The organism is Bradyrhizobium sp. JYMT SZCCT0428 (genome assembly GCF_018131075.1).
Classification (GTDB): domain Bacteria; phylum Pseudomonadota; class Alphaproteobacteria; order Rhizobiales; family Xanthobacteraceae; genus Bradyrhizobium.
The window spans coordinates 110,505-128,428 of the sequence record NZ_JAFCLS010000019.1; the positions used below are offsets into that span (position 1 = coordinate 110,505).

The 17,924-nt window shown below is 63.1% G+C and carries 17 protein-coding genes and 1 pseudogene; 10 read left to right on the forward strand and 8 right to left on the reverse strand.

Going from position 1 to position 17,924, the window contains the following annotated elements:
* Positions 1–112: 112 nt before the first annotated feature.
* Positions 113–688 carry a hypothetical protein gene (locus tag JQ575_RS20965; RefSeq protein WP_212035085.1) on the reverse strand — a complete coding sequence of 192 codons (576 nt, stop codon included), beginning with the start codon at positions 686–688 and terminating at the stop codon, positions 113–115.
* Positions 689–785: 97 nt separating this feature from the next.
* Positions 786–2,513 (reverse strand): S9 family peptidase, encoded by a 1,728-nt coding sequence (locus tag JQ575_RS20970; RefSeq protein ID WP_212035086.1) that lies wholly within the window; start codon positions 2,511–2,513, stop codon positions 786–788.
* A 311-nt stretch (positions 2,514–2,824) separates the two neighbouring features.
* On the opposite strand from JQ575_RS20970, the gene JQ575_RS20975 reads away from it, so the two are divergent.
* On the forward strand, positions 2,825–4,030 hold the full coding sequence (locus JQ575_RS20975; protein WP_212035124.1) for a TrmJ/YjtD family RNA methyltransferase: 1,206 nt from the start codon (positions 2,825–2,827) through the stop codon (positions 4,028–4,030).
* Between the two features lie 16 nt (positions 4,031–4,046).
* Here JQ575_RS20975 and JQ575_RS20980 read toward each other — a convergent pair whose 3' ends face one another.
* Complete coding sequence (locus JQ575_RS20980) at positions 4,047–5,978, reverse strand: sigma 54-interacting transcriptional regulator (protein ID WP_212035087.1); 1,932 nt, start codon at positions 5,976–5,978, stop codon at positions 4,047–4,049.
* Between the two features lie 166 nt (positions 5,979–6,144).
* Here JQ575_RS20980 and JQ575_RS20985 point away from each other — a divergent pair.
* Together JQ575_RS20985 and cynS are read left to right on the forward strand one after the other, a co-directional pair.
* A pseudogene (locus JQ575_RS20985) lies at positions 6,145–7,305 on the forward strand (ABC transporter substrate-binding protein); the annotation flags it as partial.
* A 65-nt stretch (positions 7,306–7,370) separates the two neighbouring features.
* Positions 7,371–7,859: a cyanase gene (gene cynS / locus JQ575_RS20990; protein ID WP_212035088.1), complete on the forward strand. Its 489-nt coding sequence runs from the start codon at positions 7,371–7,373 to the stop codon at positions 7,857–7,859.
* Positions 7,860–7,968: 109 nt separating this feature from the next.
* Here cynS and JQ575_RS20995 read toward each other — a convergent pair whose 3' ends face one another.
* Positions 7,969–8,787: an oxaloacetate decarboxylase gene (locus tag JQ575_RS20995; RefSeq protein WP_212035089.1), complete on the reverse strand. Its 819-nt coding sequence runs from the start codon at positions 8,785–8,787 to the stop codon at positions 7,969–7,971.
* Positions 8,788–8,898: 111 nt separating this feature from the next.
* Between JQ575_RS20995 and JQ575_RS21000 the strand changes: the two genes are divergently transcribed.
* A complete protein-coding gene (locus JQ575_RS21000) occupies positions 8,899–9,816 on the forward strand; it encodes a LysR family transcriptional regulator (RefSeq protein WP_212035090.1) in 918 nt (305 codons plus the stop codon).
* A 90-nt stretch (positions 9,817–9,906) separates the two neighbouring features.
* Here JQ575_RS21000 and JQ575_RS21005 read toward each other — a convergent pair whose 3' ends face one another.
* Entirely contained in the window at positions 9,907–10,230 is a 324-nt protein-coding gene (locus tag JQ575_RS21005) for a DUF1476 domain-containing protein (protein WP_211996346.1), read from the reverse strand.
* 320 nt (positions 10,231–10,550) lie between these two features.
* Here JQ575_RS21005 and purC point away from each other — a divergent pair, with 320 nt between their 5' ends.
* The 4 genes from purC to JQ575_RS21025 are packed head-to-tail and all read left to right on the forward strand — an operon-like array spanning position 10,551 to position 13,241.
* Complete coding sequence (purC, locus tag JQ575_RS21010; protein WP_171708996.1) at positions 10,551–11,318, forward strand: phosphoribosylaminoimidazolesuccinocarboxamide synthase; 768 nt, start codon at positions 10,551–10,553, stop codon at positions 11,316–11,318.
* Positions 11,319–11,328: 10 nt separating this feature from the next.
* Positions 11,329–11,568 (forward strand): phosphoribosylformylglycinamidine synthase subunit PurS, encoded by a 240-nt coding sequence (gene purS, locus JQ575_RS21015; protein WP_028349990.1) that lies wholly within the window; start codon positions 11,329–11,331, stop codon positions 11,566–11,568.
* Positions 11,569–11,577: 9 nt separating this feature from the next.
* Positions 11,578–12,279: a phosphoribosylformylglycinamidine synthase subunit PurQ gene (purQ, locus tag JQ575_RS21020; RefSeq protein ID WP_212035091.1), complete on the forward strand. Its 702-nt coding sequence runs from the start codon at positions 11,578–11,580 to the stop codon at positions 12,277–12,279.
* Entirely contained in the window at positions 12,276–13,241 is a 966-nt protein-coding gene (locus tag JQ575_RS21025; protein ID WP_212035092.1) for a tripartite tricarboxylate transporter substrate-binding protein, read from the forward strand. The genes purQ and JQ575_RS21025 overlap by 4 nt, the downstream gene beginning before the upstream one ends.
* 5 nt (positions 13,242–13,246) lie before the next feature.
* Here the strand turns inward: JQ575_RS21025 and JQ575_RS21030 are convergent, their stop codons facing one another.
* Positions 13,247–13,780 (reverse strand): nitroreductase family protein, encoded by a 534-nt coding sequence (locus JQ575_RS21030; RefSeq protein ID WP_212035093.1) that lies wholly within the window; start codon positions 13,778–13,780, stop codon positions 13,247–13,249.
* A 178-nt stretch (positions 13,781–13,958) separates the two neighbouring features.
* On the opposite strand from JQ575_RS21030, the gene JQ575_RS21035 reads away from it, so the two are divergent.
* Complete coding sequence (locus tag JQ575_RS21035) at positions 13,959–15,560, forward strand: ABC transporter substrate-binding protein (RefSeq protein WP_212035094.1); 1,602 nt, start codon at positions 13,959–13,961, stop codon at positions 15,558–15,560.
* A 190-nt stretch (positions 15,561–15,750) separates the two neighbouring features.
* Positions 15,751–16,488 carry a tetratricopeptide repeat protein gene (locus tag JQ575_RS21040; RefSeq protein ID WP_212035095.1) on the forward strand — a complete coding sequence of 246 codons (738 nt, stop codon included), beginning with the start codon at positions 15,751–15,753 and terminating at the stop codon, positions 16,486–16,488.
* Here JQ575_RS21040 and JQ575_RS21045 read toward each other — a convergent pair.
* Both JQ575_RS21045 and JQ575_RS21050 read right to left on the reverse strand, forming a co-directional pair.
* Entirely contained in the window at positions 16,477–17,439 is a 963-nt protein-coding gene (locus tag JQ575_RS21045) for a DMT family transporter (RefSeq protein WP_212035096.1), read from the reverse strand. The genes JQ575_RS21040 and JQ575_RS21045 overlap by 12 nt on opposite strands.
* Positions 17,429–17,917, reverse strand: a complete 489-nt coding sequence (locus tag JQ575_RS21050; RefSeq protein WP_212035097.1) for a PaaI family thioesterase — start codon at positions 17,915–17,917, stop codon at positions 17,429–17,431. Before JQ575_RS21050 ends, JQ575_RS21045 begins: the two co-directional genes overlap by 11 nt.
* Positions 17,918–17,924: the final 7 nt, after the last annotated feature.

The following is a 17,924-nucleotide window of genomic DNA, read 5'->3' on the forward strand; positions in this document are numbered from 1 at the left end:
GGCCTTTTTTGGAAAACCGCGCGTTGAGCGGCGGATGGGATGGTGGTGCCGTCGCTATAGCACCCGAAAACGCGGGCTGGAAGGCGATTGGCGGGGCAGATATGGCGGGTTTTCAGGCGAGCCCGAAACGCCGTTCCAGCCAGCTCCGCGCCTTGCCGGGTGGCATGGCGCGGATCACCGCGGCGGCGTTGCGGTTCTGCCGGTGCTGGATCTCAGCGATGTGCAGGTATAACCGGGCGGCACGCCAGCTGCGGTCCGGATGGCACAGCTCCAGAATTCTGCGCCACACCGCATTGGCATGGCTGGGATGCTCCGCGAAGCAGGCGCGCCAGAGAATCTCAAGCGCATAGGCCTTCGATGCGTGGGGCTCAATTCGAGGGGCCAGATCGAGGCACTTTTTGAGCTCGCGCTCGGCGAAGACAAGCCGCCCTTGCTTGAGTGCCACGCGGATCGGCCATGCCATCACGGCCACCGTGCCATAGGCGTGGCATGATTGCGCTTCGCGCGCAGCTTCTTCCAGGATCGACAAGGCTGCGGCCGGGTCCGCGTATTCCGCAACCGAGGTCAACGCCTGGACGCGATACCACGCATCGGGGCAGCCGCGCGCCGCCGCCAGCGCCTTGGCGGTATCGGTCGGCGCCAGCTGTCCCGCCCGCTGACGGCCGATCAGGGACGCATGCGAGGGCATGGGGGTATGTGGAAAGGGCTGTTGCTGCGAAGACATGAGGCTTGGTCGCGGCGCGAGCCGGCGCGGTTCGCTCCGAGGCCTGCCTCCTGGATCAGGGTCAGAACGCCGCCTGGGTTGCCGTTCCCGCCACCACGTACCAGGTCACGAACAGGCCGCAGATCAGGGCGCCCGGCAGGCTCGAGCCGGTCCGCCGCCAGGTGAAGGTCGCGACCACGGCGCAGACCGCGAGTAGCGGCACGAACTGGATGGCGACGATGGTCGAGAGCGGCACGAAGCCGGGATCGGGCAGCGGGTTGAACAGTTTTCCGGTCAGCCACAGCGTGCCGTATTGCAGCACCAGCAGCACGATGAAGCCCAGCGTCAGCGCCAGGATGTTGGTGAGATAGAGGGTGGCGCGGCCCGCCGCCATGGTCGAGAAATTCCGGTGCAGCACGTGCAGCGCCACCACGAAAAACGCGGTGAACGGGACCAGATAGATCAGGAAGATCAGGGCCTGCTTGGCGCTCATCAGCTTCAGCGCCACGATCCAGAACCGGAAGTCGATCTTGAAGGCGAGGTCGGCCAGCCACAGCGCCGCATAGCCGATCGCGACGGTGGCGACCGCGATCACCAGTGACTGGCCGATGATCCCAGCCCGGCTGGCGCGTTTGGGCGCAAACGGCATCAGGGCCAGCGTGATCAGGGCGTTGATGACGGCCCAGACCATGATCTGGTTGGTGATCCCCTGCGGCAGCCAGGCCGACGGTTTTACAAACGTGCCCGCCAACGCAAAGGCCGGATAGTAGGTCAGCGCCGGGATGAACGCGGTCAGGATGAAGGCGGTAGTCCAGCGTCGGCCGTCTGCCGCCGAATGCGCCGGCATAGTGCCGTCGGCGATTTCGGGGAGCCGCAGGCGGGAATACATTTTGGCTTCCAGCAGGGCGTCGAAGGCCCCGATCAGGAGGGCGACGAAGCCGAGCAAGGCGATCAACGTGCCGATTTCCTTGCGGAACCAGATCTGCTCGTCGACCGGCAGCGGCGTGCCGCCCTTCAACGTTTTGGCGAACCAGTCGAGGCTGTAGCCGATGGCTTCATGGGAGATGTGCTCGGCCGGGTGGGTGATGGCGGGGGTGTAGAGCACCCGCGCGGTTCCCTGGGCGATGTCGCCATAGACCTTGCCGGACTCGACCGGCCCCTTGGTGCCGAACATCGCCCACAGTTTTGGGCTCTGGGTGACGTCCCGGGCCCGATCGACGCCCCACATCAGGGTGGAAAATTCCTCGTATTGGGCGAACACCAGCGCCGTGTTCCGCGGCCAGGTCGGGGTGCCGTCGGCGGCGAACGGCTTGCCGGTAGACGAGCCCTCCAGCACCATCGACTTGTAGTCGTTCGGCATCGCGGTCGCCGCCGCCAGTACCGTCCAGCCGCCCATCGAATGACCCTCGAGGCCGATATTGGTCTTGTCGACGAAGTCGAGGCTGCGCAGATAGGCCAGCCCGTCCGGACCACCAAAACCGTTCGCGAAGGCGGGCGGGTCGCTGTAGCCGTGACCGGTCTGGTCGAGGGCGAGGACGACATAGCCGCGGCGGGCGAACTCGATCGCAAAGCCGTCCTGGGTCTCGCGCGAATTGATGTAGCCATGGACCGCCAGAATCCCCGGCGCCGGAATCTGCGGCGTGGCATTCGCGGGGATGTAGAGCAGGGCACTCATGGTGTTGCCCTTGGCGCCCTTGAACCTGACGTCCTGGATCCGGATGCCTCCGGAGGTCTGGGTGAGATGGGCCAGCAATCCGCCGGCCAGGATGAGGAGGATACCGACAATCGCCAACGACCATCTGCCGCGCATGGACGTCTCCTCTTGAGGCCTCAGCCGTTGAACCGGCCGCCTGTTTGTTTGCAGCTTCGCTTTGAGTGTGATTGTTAGCCTATCCGAAAGCCGTGCCCGTACAAGCCGCGAGCGGTCAAGCCCAATTCAGGCTTTGACCGAACTTTCGGAAACGCTACTAAGCCCGTTGTCCGGCTTGGGAATTCTGGCCGCTGTTGTGGCCGACCATCGAGACATGGAATGAGGATTTGAATCAGGTGCTTCGCATGCTGATTCAAAACCTTCAGAAGTTGAATCAGCTTCCGAACTAGAATCAGAAAGTGACGCAGGATATGTCCGGGTCTGGGACCGATAAAACCAAGTCTGGTTTGGACTTAGCTGGACCTGTTGTGATCCTTGTCGAACCACAGCTCGGCGAGAATATAGGCATGGCCGCGCGAGCGATGGGCAACTTCGCTCTTTCCCGTTTAAGAATCGTGAATCCGCGCGACGGCTGGCCGAACATCGCCGCCCAACGCGCGGCGGCAGGCGCCGACCAGATTCTGGAGAGCGCCGAATTGTTCGACACCGTCGAGCAGGCGGTCGCGGACCTGACCCTGCTGTTTGCCACCACCGCCCGCGCCCACGACCAGGCCAAGCCGGTGGTCGCGCCATCAGATGCCGCGGTCGAGATCGCAGCCCATGTCGCCAACCGAGGCGGCGTCGGCATCCTGTTCGGCCGCGAGCGGTACGGTCTCCAGAACGAGGAGGTCGCGCTCGCCAACCGGATCATCACCTTCCCGGTCAATCCCGGTTTCGCTTCCCTCAATCTGGCGCAGGCGGTGCTGTTGATCGGCTACGAGTGGTTCAAGCTGTCGACCGGCGGGGCGCTGCCGTTCGCGATGCCCGAACGGTCCGAACCGGCGTCCCAGCACCAGATGGAGGCCTTCTTCGACAATCTTGTCCAGGAACTCGACCGGGTCGAGTTCCTGCGCCCGCCGGAGAAGCGGGAGACCATGCTGGTCAACATGCGCAACATCTTCACCCGGATTCACCCGACCAAGCAGGACATGCACACCCTCCATGGGGTCGTCATGGCGATCGCCGAGGGCCGCAAGGGTCCGGCCAAGGGCGGCGTGCTCGACGGCGAGCAGGCGACAAGGTTGCGCGCCCTGCTGGCTGAGCATGGCCAGGCGGCTTCGCCGTCGGACAGCGGCGGAACCGTCCGCGGGCTGGCCCGATTGCTGCGCAGGAACCCGACCGACGCCGAGCGGATGCTGTGGCAGTCCCTGACCCGGGACCGCCGCTTCGCCGGCCAGTTCAAACGCCAGACCCCGGTCGGCCGCCACATCCCGGACTTCGTCTCCTTCGTGCACCGGATCGCGATCGAGCTGGTCAACCCGACCGAGTCGGAGGCGATCGTCGCCGACCGCGTCGCGCGGCGGAGCTGGCTCGAGGCCCGCGACTACCGGGTGGTCGAGATGCGGGTGGCGGAAGTGGAGCGGGACCTTGAGGCCGAGTTGGGGCGGCTCGAGGCGAGCCTGCGGCAGGCTAGTTAAGACAAGTCAGCTCCGATCAGGCACTGGCCTGCCGCGACCGCGCAGCCGAAATCCCCAGCGCCTTCATGCGCGAGGCCAGCGTGGTCGGCTTGAGGTCCAGCATCGCCGCGGCGCCGCCGGCGCCGAACACCTTGCCGTTGCAGGCGGCAAGGGCGGCGAGAATGTTGGCGCGCTCGTGATCGCGCATTTCGGCTGAGGTCATCACGGCCGGCCGCACGTCGCTCTTCTGGCGGCTGGCGCTGGCCGGTGAATGCGCGCCGACCGTGTCCGGCAGATCGATCCGCAGACGTCCATTTTGCGAAAGAATCGCCGCGCGCTCGACCACGTTCTGCAATTCGCGGACATTGCCGGGCCAGTCGTAACGCTGCAGCCGCCGCGCATCGCCTTCCGACAACCGCAAATCGGACTTCAGCTCGTTGCTCTCGCTCATCAGAAAATGCTGGGCCAGCAGCGGAATGTCCTCGCGGCGGTCGCGCAGCGGGACTGACTCCACCGGAAACACGTTGAGGCGGAAATACAAATCCTCGCGAAACCGGCCGCGCTGCACTTCCTGCTTCAGGTTCCGGTTGGTGGCGGCGATCACGCGCACATCGACGGTGCGGGTGCGCTCCTCGCCGACGCGCTCGAAATTACCCTCCTGCAGCACCCGCAGCAGCTTGCCCTGCAGCTCCAGCGGGATTTCGCCCACCTCGTCGAGAAACAGCGTGCCGCCATCGGCGAGTTCAAACCGGCCAATGCGGTCGCGCACCGCGCCGGTGAAGGCGCCTTTGACATGCCCGAAGAATTCGCTCTCGAACAGTTCGCGCGGGATCGCCGCGCAGTTGACGCGGATCAGCGGCCGGTCGCGGCGGTTGCTGGCTTCATGAATGGCGCGCGCGATCAATTCCTTGCCGGTGCCGGACTCGCCGGTGATCATCACGGCGGCCGTGGTCGGTGCGACCAGTTTGACCTGGCGCAGCGTCTTCTGGACCGCTTCGCTCTGGCCGATGATGCCGCGCGGGTTGGTCTCGATCCGGATTTCTTCCTGCAGATAGGCGTTTTCCAGTTCAAGCCGCTCGCGCAACCGGTCGACTTCGGCGAGCGCGGCGTGCAGTTTTTCGTCGGCCTCGCGGCGGTGGCTGACGTCGCGAAACACGATCACGGCGCCCACCACCGTGCCGCGGTCGCGGATCGGCGTCGATGTGTATTCGACCCAGACCGGCGAGCCGTTCTTGCGCCAGAACACCTCGCCATCGACGTTGTGGACCGCGCCGTCGCGGAACGCCGCATAGATCGGACAGTCCTCGTCGGGGTAATGACTGCCGTCATGGTGGCTGTGGTGAACGATCGGATGGATAGCCTTGCCGACCAGTTCCTCGGCGGTCCACCCCAGCATCCTTTCCGCGGCCGGATTGACGAAGGTGGTCTTGCCCTCGGCATTGACGCCGTAGATGCCTTCGCCGGCGGCGCGCAGGATCAACTGGTTCTCGCGCTCGATGTCCTGGAACACCCGCTCGACGCGCTGCCAGGCGGCGAGCCCGCCACGCATATGGTCCTCGGCGGTGGCATCGACATAGCGGCGGCGGCGCTGCTCGAGGTCGCTCATCGTGAGCAGGATCAGCGCGCGTCCGTCATGCGGCAGCATCGATCCCGTATATTCCAGCCGCAGCTTCTGGCTGGTGGCGTGGCGCGGCGTCAGCGCGTTGGTCCAGTAGGCGCCCTTGTCGAGCACGGCCTGGCTGAACACGATCAGCGCAGGCACTTGCCCGGCATGCAGCGCGCTGAATTTGGTTTCCCGCAGCAGCGTGCGGTCGTAGCCGAGCAGGGTGCAGGCGGCGGGATTGGCATCGATGATCTCGTCGCTGTCGGGGTCGAGCAGCAACGTCGGCTCGACCAGATAGTCGAAGGTGAGGGTGCGCAGATCAGAATCGCGCGGCGTCGCGGCATGCAAATGCGGCGTCGGGTCCATTCCCAAAACTCCGAGAACTCGTAATTTGACTACGATTTTTCGTGTACCACGAATTCTCGTAATCACCAACAATCCGGCTAAATAGCTGCATTAATTCGGCAAATGCGACCGGATGGGGCTGGCACACTCCTTGCGTGATTGAGCTCAGCGTCACGCAGGAGGTTTCATGTCCACGTTCGACAATCCATTCGATCCCGCCCGCCGACTCCATGCCCAGGGTTGCAGCTGCGGCAGGCACATTAGCGATGCCGAACATGACGCCGAGCTTGCGCTGCAGCCGACGGTGGCGGCTTCCGAAGAGGCCCGCTTTGAGAACGTGGTCGCATCCGCCGTGATGCGCGCGATGTTTCCGCAGGATGTGGCGCGCCGCGCCTTCCTGAAATCGGTCGGCGCCGCGACCGCCGCTGCCGCGCTGTCGCAATTCTTCCCGCTGAAGACCGCGACCGAAGCCTTCGCGCAAGGCGGGCCGCTGGAAAAGAAGGACCTCAAGGTCGGCTTCATACCGATCACCTGCGCGACGCCGATCATCATGGCCGCGCCGATGGGGTTTTACTCCAAGAACGGCCTCAACGTCGAAGTCATCAAGACCGCCGGCTGGGCCGTCATTCGCGACAAGACCATCAACAAGGAATATGACGCGGCCCACATGCTGTCGCCGATGCCGCTCGCGATCACGATGGGCGTCGGCTCCAACCCGCTGCCCTACACCATGCCGGCGGTCGAGAACATCAACGGCCAGGCGATCACGCTCGCGGTCAAGCACAGGGACAAGCGCGACCCGAAGAGCTGGAAGGGCTTTAAATTCGCCGTCCCGTTCGACTACTCCATGCACAACTATTTGCTGCGCTATTATCTGGCCGAGCACGGCATCGACCCCGATGCCGACGTGCAGATCCGCGCCGTGCCGCCGCCGGAAATGGTCGCCAATCTGCGCGCCGACAATATCGACGGATTCCTCGGCCCCGATCCGATGAACCAGCGCGCGGTCTATGACGGCGTCGGCTTCATCCACATCCTGACCAAGGATATCTGGGAGGGGCATCCCTGCTGCGCCTTTGCCGCATCGAAGGAATTCATCACCTCGATGCCGAACACCTATAGCGCCTTGCTCAAATCGATCATCGAGGCGACGGCATTCGCGCACAAGGCCGACTGCGGCAAGACCACGGTGCTGAACATCCTCGCGGGCCTCGACGAGCCCAGCGAGGGCGCTGTCATCGTCGATGGGCAGGCGATCGAGGGCACCAGCCTCGACCGCGCCGTGATCTTCCAGAGCCACGCGCTGCTGCCGTGGCGCACGGTGCTCGGCAATGTCGCCTATGCCGCGCCGAAAATGATCGAGACCAGTCCACCCCAGACGATCGCGCGCTAACATTCACCAGGAGACGAGACATGAAACGCGAAGACCTCACCGAAAAGCTGCTCGACATCAAGCGCGAGAAGGGCTGGAACTGGAAGCACATCTGCGAACAGATCGGCGGCTATTCCGAAGTGCTGATCGTCGGCGCCATCCTCGGCCAGATGAAACTCACAAAACCGCAGGCGGCTAATGCGGCTGAGTTGTTCGGCCTGTCGAAATCCGAGACCGCGATGCTGAACGAAGTGCCGATGCGCGGCACCGGCACGCCGATGCCGCCGACCGATCCTTTGATCTATCGCTTCTACGAGATGGTGCTGGTCAACGGCCCGGCGTGGAAAGCGCTGATCGAGGAGGAATTCGGCGACGGCATCATGTCGGCGATCGATTTCGACATGGCGATGGAGCGCGTTGCCAATCCGAAGGGCGACCGCGTCAAGATCACGATGTCCGGCAAATTCCTGCCTTACAAATATTACGGCGCCAGCGGCAACGTGCCGGAGTACGGGTTCAAGGAGGGCTGAACCAACCCTGACCGTCATTGCGAGCGCAGCGAAGCAATCCATATCGCCACACGAAGAGAGAATGGATTGCTTCGTCGCTTACGCTCCTCGCAATGACGGCGCTCACCCCTCACGCCGCCGCGAACGCAGCCCTCACTTCCTTGATCGGCGCCATCTCACGCACATAGGTGAATGCGCCCTGATCCTTCATTTCGCGGGCGCATTTGAGGAAGGCGGCGAGCGCCACGCGCGCCATCGCGCCGCCGACGCTGATGCGCTTGACGCCGGCGGCGGCAATCTGCGGCACGGTCAATGTCGGATCGGCAAACCCCATCACCAGATTGAAGGGTTTTCCGACCGACGATACGACCGTGCGGATGGTGTCGATGTCGTGCACGCCGGGCGAATACAGCACGTCGGCGCCGGCGGCCTCGAATGCCTGCAAGCGCTTGATGGTGTCGTCGAGATCGTTGCGGCCATACAGCAGGTTCTCGGCCCGCGCCGTCAGCGTGAACGGGAAGGGCAGCGCGCGGGCGGCTTCGACCGCCGCGTGCACCCGCTCGACCGCGAGCGTGAAATCATAGATCGGCCGCCCGGGATCGCCGGTTGAATCCTCGATCGAGCCGCCGACCACGCCGGCTTCGGCCGCGCGCGCAATGGCTTTCGCGGCCGTCTTCGGGTCATCCGCGCCGCAATTCTCCAGATCCGCATTGACCGGCAGGTCGGTCGCGTCAGCAATGGCGCGGCAATTCTCGATGATGGCATCGAGGCTGACGGTGGCGCTGCCGAGCGTGTTGGCAAGCCCCAGGCTCGTGGTCGCGAGCGCCTCAAAACCCATCGCCGCGAGCAGCTTGGCGGTGCCGGCATCCCATGGATTGGGAATGATGAAGGCGCCGGGCCGCGCGTGCAGGGCGCGGAACAGTTCGGCTTTTTCCATCTGGCTGCGCATCGCTTCGTTTCCCTCAATTGGTTGCTTCGCAGCCAAACATAGGAGGCTTCCGTCCATCAGCCTAATTTGTTATTTCTCTTCATATCATCAGCTTTTTGCATGGACGGGAAAATGGACAGCGACGCGCTCAGCACTTTCCTGACGGTTCACCGCCGCGGCGGAATCTCGAGCGCCGCCAAGGCGCTGCACCGTTCGCAGCCGGCGATATCCCGGCGCATTGCGCTGTTGGAGCAGGAGCTTGGCGTACCGCTGTTCGAGCGGATCGCGGGACGGACGATGCTGAGCGATGCAGGGCGGGTGATGGTGCCGTACGCCGAGCGCGCGGTCGCCGCCGCGCAGGATGCGGAGAATGCGGTGCGTGCATTGGCGCGGCCGGATTCGGGGCCGGTCGCGCTCGCCGTGGTCGGCACGCTGGCGGGCGGCAGGCTGTCCGAAATCCTCAAGCGGTTTGCCGCCGAATATCCCGGCGTCGAACTGACCTTGCGCACCGCGACCAGCGCTGAGGTCAGCGATCTGATCCGGCGCGGCGAGGCGACCATCGGGCTGCGCTACGACCGCGACGGCTCGCGCGATCTCGATTGCGAATTGCTGCAAGCCGAACGGCTTCAGGTCGTGTGCGCGGCCGATCATCCGCGCGCCGGCCGGCGGGTCGCGAAACTGGCCGATTTGCGCGGCGAACGCTGGATCGCGTTTCCGGTACTGCCGCAGCGGCGCGAGATCACGGCGTCACACGTGTTCGCGCTGTTTCAAACCCATGGATTGGGGGAGGTCGGCTGGACGCCGGTCGACAGCCTCACCGCCCAGAAGCGTCTGGTCGAAGCCGGCCTTGGCATCGCATTGCTCTCGGAGAGCAACGCTGCCGAAGAACTCAAATACGGCTCGATCGCGACCATCCGCGTCGGCGATCTCAAGGCAAGCCAGGACGTCGTGACGGTGACCCGCCGCGGCGGCTTTCTCAGCGCGGCCTCGCGGCGGTTGTTGGAGATTGTCCGGGCTGAGTACGGCGGGACTAAAACGTCAAAGCGTTAACACCGTCATTCCGGGGCGCGTCGAAGACGCGAACCCGGAATCTCGAGATTCCGGGTCCGGTGTCTCGCACCGTCCCGGAATGACACCGCGTTACGTCCCCGCCTTCACCTGGGCGACGGCCGTCGCCATCAGTTCGTCCATCTTGGCGCGGATTTCCTGCTCGGTGAGGGCAACGCCCTTGGCCTTGATATCGGCCATCACCTTGCGAAGGACGTCGGAATCGCCGGCTTCCTCGAAATCGGCGGCGACCACTTCCTTGGCGTAGGCAGTGGCGGCGTCGCCGGTAATTCCGAGCTTTTCTGCGACCCAAGTTCCGAGCAGCCGGTTGCGGCGCGCCTCGGCCTTGAACTTCTGATCCGCATCGAGAGCGAATTTCTTCTCGAAACCTTCTTCGCGCTTGTCGAAAGTGCTCATATTTGAGTTCCAATCCCTGCCAGATGCACGCGGGGGCCGCGTTGTGGCGGCCCCGTCGCCTACCTAGATAGAGGGGGCGAATCGGCAAAACAACGGGCCGTTAAGCCGCAGTCTACAGGTATAAGTTGGGCCCAATTGGGCCGTGTCGATTGTGCTGGATAGGCCAATCGGATAGGTTGCCAACAGGCTAGGTTCTTGTTCTGTTTCCAGATGGTTAAGATCAGGTTCCTGGCCTTCACGGCAGCTCCGTCGTGGTCGTAAACCCTTGTCATCCGGAGCACACCAAATTCATGGATTTCAACAAAACACGGTACATCCCTATGAGCCGTCGACGCCGTATTTATGAAGGCAAGGCCAAGGTCCTGTATGAAGGCCCGGAGCCGGGAACCCTGATCCAGCACTTCAAGGACGATGCGACCGCGTTCAATGCCAAGAAACACCAGGTGATCGAGGGCAAGGGCGTCCTCAACAACCGGATTTCGGAGTACCTGTTTCAGCACCTCAACGACATCGGGGTGCCGACCCATTTCATCCGCCGCCTCAACATGCGCGAGCAGCTGATTCGCGAGGTCGAGATCGTGCCGCTGGAGGTGGTGGTGCGGAACGTGGCGGCGGGATCGCTGTCGCAGCGCCTCGGCATCGAGGAAGGTACCCAGCTGCCGCGCTCGATTATCGAGTTTTATTACAAGAACGACCAGCTCAACGATCCGATGGTCTCCGAAGAGCACATCACCGCGTTCGGCTGGGCGACGCCGCAGGAAATCGACGACATCATGGCGCTTGCCATCCGCGTCAACGACTTCCTGACCGGGCTGTTTCTGGGCATCGGCATCCGTCTGGTCGATTTCAAGATGGAATGTGGCCGCCTGTTCGAGAACGAAATGATGCGGATCATCGTCGCCGACGAGATCTCGCCCGACTCATGCCGGCTGTGGGACATCAAGTCGAACGAGAAACTCGACAAGGATCGTTTCCGCAGGGATCTCGGTGGTCTCCTGGAGGCCTATACCGAGGTGGCAAAACGTCTGGGTATCCTGATGGAGAACGAGCGGCCGGCGGGTACGGGTCCGGTGCTGGTGAAGAGCTGAGGCAGGTCCTGTGAAAGCACGTGTTACCGTTACCTTGAAGTCCGGCATTCTCGATCCGCAGGGCAAGGCCATCGAAGGGGCGCTGAAATCGCTCGGCGTCGACGGTGTCGCCAGCGTCCGTCAGGGCAAGGTGTTCGACATCGAACTATCAGGCTCGGACAAGGCCAAGGCCGAGGCGGCGTTGAAGGACGCCGCCGACAAGCTGCTGGCGAACACCGTGATCGAGAATTACCGGGTCGAACTGCTCTAGGCGATCTCCATGAAATCAGCCGTTCTCGTCTTCCCTGGCATCAATCGCGAGCGCGATATGGCGCGGGCGCTCAAACTTGCATCGGGCAACGAGGCCGCGATGGTCTGGCATGCCGAGACCGCGCTGCCCAAGGGCACCGACCTCGTGGTGGTGCCCGGCGGATTTTCCTACGGCGATTATCTGCGCTGCGGCGCCATTGCGGCGCGTGCGCCTGTCATGGACGCGGTGCGGGATTTTGCGGCCAGTGGCGGGCTCGTGCTCGGTGTCTGCAACGGTTTTCAGATCCTCTGCGAAGCCGGCCTTCTGCCCGGCGTGCTGATGCGCAACGCGCGGCTGAAATTCATCTGCAAGGATGTGCACCTGCGGGTCGAACGCTCCGACACGCCGTTCACGCGCGGCTACAATGCCGGCCAGGTCATCCGCGTGCCGGTGGCGCATGGCGAGGGCAATTACGAGGCCGATGAAGAGACGGTCAAGCGCCTCGAAGGCGAGGGGCGGGTGCTGTACCGTTATTGCTCCGCCGATGGCGTGGTAGACGAAAGCTCCAACATCAACGGCGCCGCGCAGTCGATTGCCGGCATCGTCAGCGAGCGCGGCAATGTGCTCGGCATGATGCCGCATCCGGAAAACCACGTCGAAGACATCATGGGCTGTACCGACGGTCGCGGGCTGTTCGCGGGCCTCGTTGCGCATCTGGAAAAAGCGGCGTGATTTCTTTCGCCAAGCGGCTCTTGATCGCCGCTGCGGCGCTGTCATACGCGTCTGCCGCCCACGCGCAGGATTACCCAAAACGTCCCGTCACCATGATCGTGCCGTTCGCGGCCGGCGGCACCTCTGACGTGATCGCGCGCGTGGTCGCCGAGGAGATGGCCAAGCCACTCGGACAACCGATCGTGATCGAGAATATCGTGGGCGCCGGCGGCTCGATCGCGCTGGCGCGGGCGGCGCGCGCTGAAGCCGATGGTTACACCATCGCGATCGGCAATGCCGGCACCAGCGCCGCGACCTATACGATCTATCCGAAACTGTCGTTCACACCGGACTCCTTCGTGCCGATCGCGATGGTGGCGAAGACCTTCGGCATCGTCGCGTTGCGCAAGGATTTTCCGGCCAGGAATCTTCAGGAATTCATCGCCTACGTGAAGAAAAATCCCGGCAAGATCAATCTCGGACATGCCGGCGTCGGCTCGTCGAATTTTCTGATCTGCAAGAGTTTTGCGCAGGCCGCCGGCATCGACGTCACGCTCGTCGGCTATCGCGGCGCCGCGCCCGCGCTGACGGATGCGATCGGCGGGCAGATCGACGGCGTCTGCGATGCCGCAGCGTCCGTGTCGCAGGCGATCGACGACAAGCTCGTCAAAGCAATGGTGGTCGGCTCGACGGTGCGGCTTGCCACCTTGCCGGAGCTGCCGACTTCCGCGGAAGCGGGGCTTCCCGAATTCGAGGCGCAGGGCTGGAACGGCCTGTTCGCCCCAAAAGGCACGCCGCCGGCGATCATCGCGAAATTGAACGCCGCGGCGAAGAGCGCGGTGGAGAGCGATGCCGTCAAGAAGCGCTTTCACGATCTCTCGACCGTTGCCCCCGATGCCAATGAGCAAGCCCCCGAAGTGCTTCAGCAACTCGTGACGCGCGACGTCGAGAAGTACCGCAAGCTGCTGGAAGAGAAGAAGTAGCGCTACTACGACACCCATACGATGGACGGTTTGTCGTGGACTACCGCTTCCGGAATCGCCGCGGGATAACCGAGGCACAACACCGCAACCGGCGCCAGCGTGGCCGGAATTCCCAGCTCCTTCCTTACCTCTGGGGTGCTGAGCCAGAGCATCGGCGAGCCGACCCAGCAGGTTCCCAATCCGCGCGCATGCGCTGACAGCATCAGGTTCTGACCGGCGCGGCAACAATCTCCTACCGGTCCGGAAATGATGACGACGACCGGCGCGTCCCAGAAGATCTTGAAGCCGGGCCGTTCGATCCAGTCCCAGCCGGGTTCGTCGGGACGATGATCTCTCGCATAGTCCAACGCGCGCGTGCCACAGGCCGCGATGCGCTCGACGCCCTGCACGACATTGAACGCCCAGGGGACCTGACCGCGAAACGGTGGCGGCGCCTGTGCGGCATCCTCAATCACGCTTTCGATCAGCTCGCGCTCGACTGGTTTGGGATCATAGGAGCGCACCGACCGGCGCCCGTGGATCGCTGCAATGACGTCCATCTCGCTCTCCCCGGTCTCGATATTTCCGCGGAGCATACGCGAGTTCTGAGGCGTAATCTGCGGGCTCGGGCTTCCAGCCATTCCACCGCCGACGTGCCCGGCTGGCCTGAAATTTGCTCCTGCATCCTCTGCCTACCCGCTGAACGCGGCCTTTCCGATCGTCGGACGGAGGAATGTCATGCTCATCAAGCTTTCCCGTACCTTTGCGCTTGCGGCCGTTTTGCTGTCGTACCAACCGGCGATGGCCGAAACTGCGCTGCGCATCGCGATGACGGCGTCCGATATCCCGACCGCAACGGGAATGCCAAATAATGGCTTCGAAGGCATGCGCTTTCTGGGGTATCCGATCTTTGAAGGCTTGGTGCTGTGGGATTTGACCAGGACCGACCGATTGGCGACGTTGCGCCCCGGGCTCGCGGAGAAATGGGAGCAGGACCCGGCCGATAACAAGACATGGATATTCCATCTGCGCCGCGGTGTGAAATTCCACGACGGCACCGATTTCAACGCGGATGCCGTGATCTGGAACCTTGATCGCTATTTCAACAATAGCAGCCCACAATTTGAGCCGCCAAGCTCGGCAATTTCGCGGGCCCGCGTCCCGATCATGGGAAGTTACAAGAAGGTCGATGACGATACCGTCGCCATCACCACGACCAAGCCAGCGTCTTACTTTCCCTATATGGCGGTGTACCTTCTGTTCACGTCGCCAACATCGTTCGAGAAGGCTGGCCGGGAGTGGGCCAAGGTCGCGACGTTGCCCGCTGCAGGCACCGGTCCATTCCGCATCACCAAGGTCGTGCCACGGCAGGAAGCCAATCTCGCCCGCTGGGATAAATACTGGGACCCCAGCCGGATGGCGAAGGTCGACAACGTCGTGCTGATGCCGATCCCCGAAGCGAATTCACGGCTGGCTGCGTTGCGCGCCGGCCAGGTCGACTGGATCGAAGTGCCACCGCCCGATGGTCTCGCCTCACTGAAATCGGCGGGCTTCACCATCACGACCGGTTCATATCCGCATGTCTGGCCCTGGTTCTACAACATCGGCGCGACCAACAGCCCTTTCAAGGACGTCAGGGTTCGCCAGGCTTTGAACTATTGCATCGATCGGGAAGGGCTGGTGTCGCTTCTCAACGGGACCGCGGAGCCGTCGGTTGGCTGGCTCAAGGCGAGCGATCCCGATTTCGGAAGCCCGGTCAACCGCTACAAATTCGACGCGGCCAAAGGCAAAGCGCTGCTAGCCGAAGCGGGATACACGCCGGCGAAGCCGTTATCCTTCAAGGCGCTGATCTCGAATTCCGGTTCGGGCCAAATGTTGCCTTTGCCGATGAACGAATTCCTGCAGCAGAACCTCAAAGAAAATTGCGGGGTGAATGTGGAAGTCGGCGTGATCGAATGGCAGGTTTTGTTGACGGCGGCCCGCGCCACACCCGATCACGCAAGCCTGCAGGGCGCGATGGTGCTCAACATCAGCTCGCCATCGTCGGATGCCGGCGTCATGGCGCGTTACTTTGCGGCGGCCAATTTTTCGCCGAACGGATTCAATTTTGAGCAATGGAAGGACGATGAGTTCGAGGATGCGCTGAAGACGATTTCCGAGGCGACGGACCCGAAAGCCATCTCGGCCGCCTATCGCAAGGCGCACGAACGCATCGTCGATAATCCTCCCTGGCTTTTCATCGTCCACGATCTTAACCCGCGTGCGATGAGCCCGAAGGTCAAGGGTTTCGTCTCGCCGCAGTCGTGGTTCGTCGATATGTCCCTGGTCAGTTTGCAATAGACAAACGTCCGGATTCATTTCCCACGCCTGACGCGCGACGTCGAAAGTACCGCAAGCTGTTGGAAGTGAAGAAGTAGGTGGCCATCGCCGATATATTTCACGTCTCAATTGCAACTTAGGAATGTTCAATTGAACTTGCTAGGCTATCAAGCGCACTAACGACCGTCCACATGGTTTGCTGGAATTCGTTATGCCTGTTGTCCTGGTCATCGTGCTGCTCGATATCTCGTTGGTCTACCACGCGGTGAAAACCGGTCGTGTGCGGCCTTGGGCCTTTATTATTCTGATGGCCCCGCTGATCGGCAGTCTTGCCTATATTGTCGTGGAACTGATCCCGGAATGGCTCGGCAGTCCGGGCGCCCAACAGGCGCGCAAGCGCGTCGCGAGCAAGCTCGATCCGGAAAAACGGTATCGCGAATTATGCAGCCGGCTGGCGGACGCCGATACGATCGCAAACCGTACCGCGCTTGCTGCCGAATGCCAGAACGTAGGACGCTTCGACGAAGCCGAACATCACTACGATCACGTCCTCAAGCTCCCGATGGGCGATGAACCCGTCTATGCGTTCGGCAAGGCGCAGGCCCAATTCGCCCGCAGCCGTCCGGCGGATGCCATTGCGACGCTGGACGAACTGCAAAAGCGCTGGCCTGATTTTGAATCGTCGGAGGGTCATCTGCTCTATGCCCGCGCGCTGACCGAGGCCGGACGCGTCGACGAGGCGATCGAGGAATACGCCGCGCTGATAGCCTATTCCGCTGGCGCCGAGGCGCGGGTTCGCTGCGGGTTGCTGCTGCGGATGGTGGGCCGCACTGCCGAGGCCAAGGTCGTTTTCAACGAATTGCTGCTGCAGATGAGACGTGCGCCGAAGTATGTGCGCGAGGTTCAGGCCGAATGGCTTGCGATCGCCGAACAGCAGCTATCGGTCTGACCCGGCGACAGGCGGATCTTTTCGGCCGGTGAGCTTGGCAAGAACCCGGCCATAGCGATCGCCGGGAATGGTCATCGCGGCGACGCCGGCCATGACCAGTACCAGTCCAAGCGCGAGATTCGCCGGCACGCTCTCGCCGAGCAGCAGCACCGAGAGACCGACGCCGATCGGTATGCGCAGATAACCTTGCGCGTTGGTGGTGAGCGTGCCGAGCCGGCTCAGGCACATATAAAACAGCATCAGCCCGAACGCGCTCGAGAAGATGCCCATTGCGACGGTCGCCGCCAGGGCCTCCGCCGTCGGCTGCAAGGTCCAGGGGTGATCGACGATCAGCGATGCCGGCAGCAGCACGAAGCCGCCGAACAGCAGTGAGCCTGCCGCCACCACCATCGGATCGTAGTCGGTCAACCGCAGCCCGAAGATGGTGGCGCAGGCAAAGGAGAGGGTGGCGACAAGGATGACGATTTCTGCGAACACGTCTTTGCTGAGACCGCCGAGCGCGTCGAGCCCGATGATCGCGGCCGTTCCGGCGAGGCCGAGGATGGCGCCAACCAGCTTCAACAGCGTTGCCGGCTCGTGGCGCGTGATGCCCCAGGTGATGAGGAAGGCGAAAATAGGCGTCGTCGAGGCCAGCACCACGGCGCTCGATGCCGGCACATATTGCTGCGCCCAGGTGATCATCAAAAACGGGATGGTCGAGTTGATGCTCTGCTGGAAGGCGAACAGCTTCCAGGCCTTGGCATCGATCGGGAGCCGCAATCCGCGCGCGTACAGGATGACGAGAAGGAATGCGGCCGCGATCAGCGAACGGGCCGAGATGAAGGTGATCGGCGGGATCGAGCCGAGGCCGATCTTGGTCAGCGGATAGGTCGAACTCCAGCAGCACGCCAGCGCCAGCAGCAAGGCATAATCGCGCCAGCTGTGCTTCCTCGGGGGAATGCTAGGTGGCAACGGCGCCTGCGTCCGTCGGCGGCTTCCGCTTTACCCGCTTGATGGTGCCGGAAAAGGTGAACAGCGACCGCCCGCCCGATTTCAGCACCCCGCGCAGGAAGATCAGGGAGCCGCCGGCGCGGGTGATCTCACCCTCGCATTCGACCAGCTCGCCTTCGTGTGCCGCATCGAGGAACTCGCAGCTAAATGCGACCGTCACGCCCGACCCCTGCAGCACCGGCGAGGCCAGCGCGAACAGGCAGTAATCCGCAAAGGTCATGAAGCAGCCGCCATGGACGTTGCGCTGGCCGTTGAGGTGTTTTTTCTCGACTCGGAAGGCGCAGCGGACCCGGCCGTCTTCCTCCACCCGGTGCCAGAACGGCCCGCTATGGGTCTCGAAATTGTCACGGGTCCAGGTGCGCCAGCCGGCGAATTCGCCCTCGGTTTCAACGTGCAGGTCGGGACGTTTGATGAATGCAGTATTGGAGAGGTCATTCACGAAATTG

Bases quoted from the DNA above. Each gene is read 5' to 3' on its own strand.
- JQ575_RS20965 (WP_212035085.1), bottom strand. From the start codon at position 688: ATGCCCTCGCATGCGTCCCTGATCGGCCGTCAGCGGGCGGGACAGCTG.
- JQ575_RS20970 (WP_212035086.1), bottom strand. From the start codon at position 2,513: ATGCGCGGCAGATGGTCGTTGGCGATTGTCGGTATCCTCCTCATCCTG.
- JQ575_RS20975 (WP_212035124.1), top strand. From the start codon at position 2,825: ATGTCCGGGTCTGGGACCGATAAAACCAAGTCTGGTTTGGACTTAGCT.
- JQ575_RS20980 (WP_212035087.1), bottom strand. From the start codon at position 5,978: ATGGACCCGACGCCGCATTTGCATGCCGCGACGCCGCGCGATTCTGAT.
- cynS (WP_212035088.1), top strand. From the start codon at position 7,371: ATGAAACGCGAAGACCTCACCGAAAAGCTGCTCGACATCAAGCGCGAG.
- JQ575_RS20995 (WP_212035089.1), bottom strand. From the start codon at position 8,787: ATGCGCAGCCAGATGGAAAAAGCCGAACTGTTCCGCGCCCTGCACGCG.
- JQ575_RS21000 (WP_212035090.1), top strand. From the start codon at position 8,899: ATGGACAGCGACGCGCTCAGCACTTTCCTGACGGTTCACCGCCGCGGC.
- JQ575_RS21005 (WP_211996346.1), bottom strand. From the start codon at position 10,230: ATGAGCACTTTCGACAAGCGCGAAGAAGGTTTCGAGAAGAAATTCGCT.
- purC (WP_171708996.1), top strand. From the start codon at position 10,551: ATGAGCCGTCGACGCCGTATTTATGAAGGCAAGGCCAAGGTCCTGTAT.
- purQ (WP_212035091.1), top strand. From the start codon at position 11,578: ATGAAATCAGCCGTTCTCGTCTTCCCTGGCATCAATCGCGAGCGCGAT.
- JQ575_RS21030 (WP_212035093.1), bottom strand. From the start codon at position 13,780: ATGGACGTCATTGCAGCGATCCACGGGCGCCGGTCGGTGCGCTCCTAT.
- JQ575_RS21035 (WP_212035094.1), top strand. From the start codon at position 13,959: ATGCTCATCAAGCTTTCCCGTACCTTTGCGCTTGCGGCCGTTTTGCTG.
- JQ575_RS21040 (WP_212035095.1), top strand. From the start codon at position 15,751: ATGCCTGTTGTCCTGGTCATCGTGCTGCTCGATATCTCGTTGGTCTAC.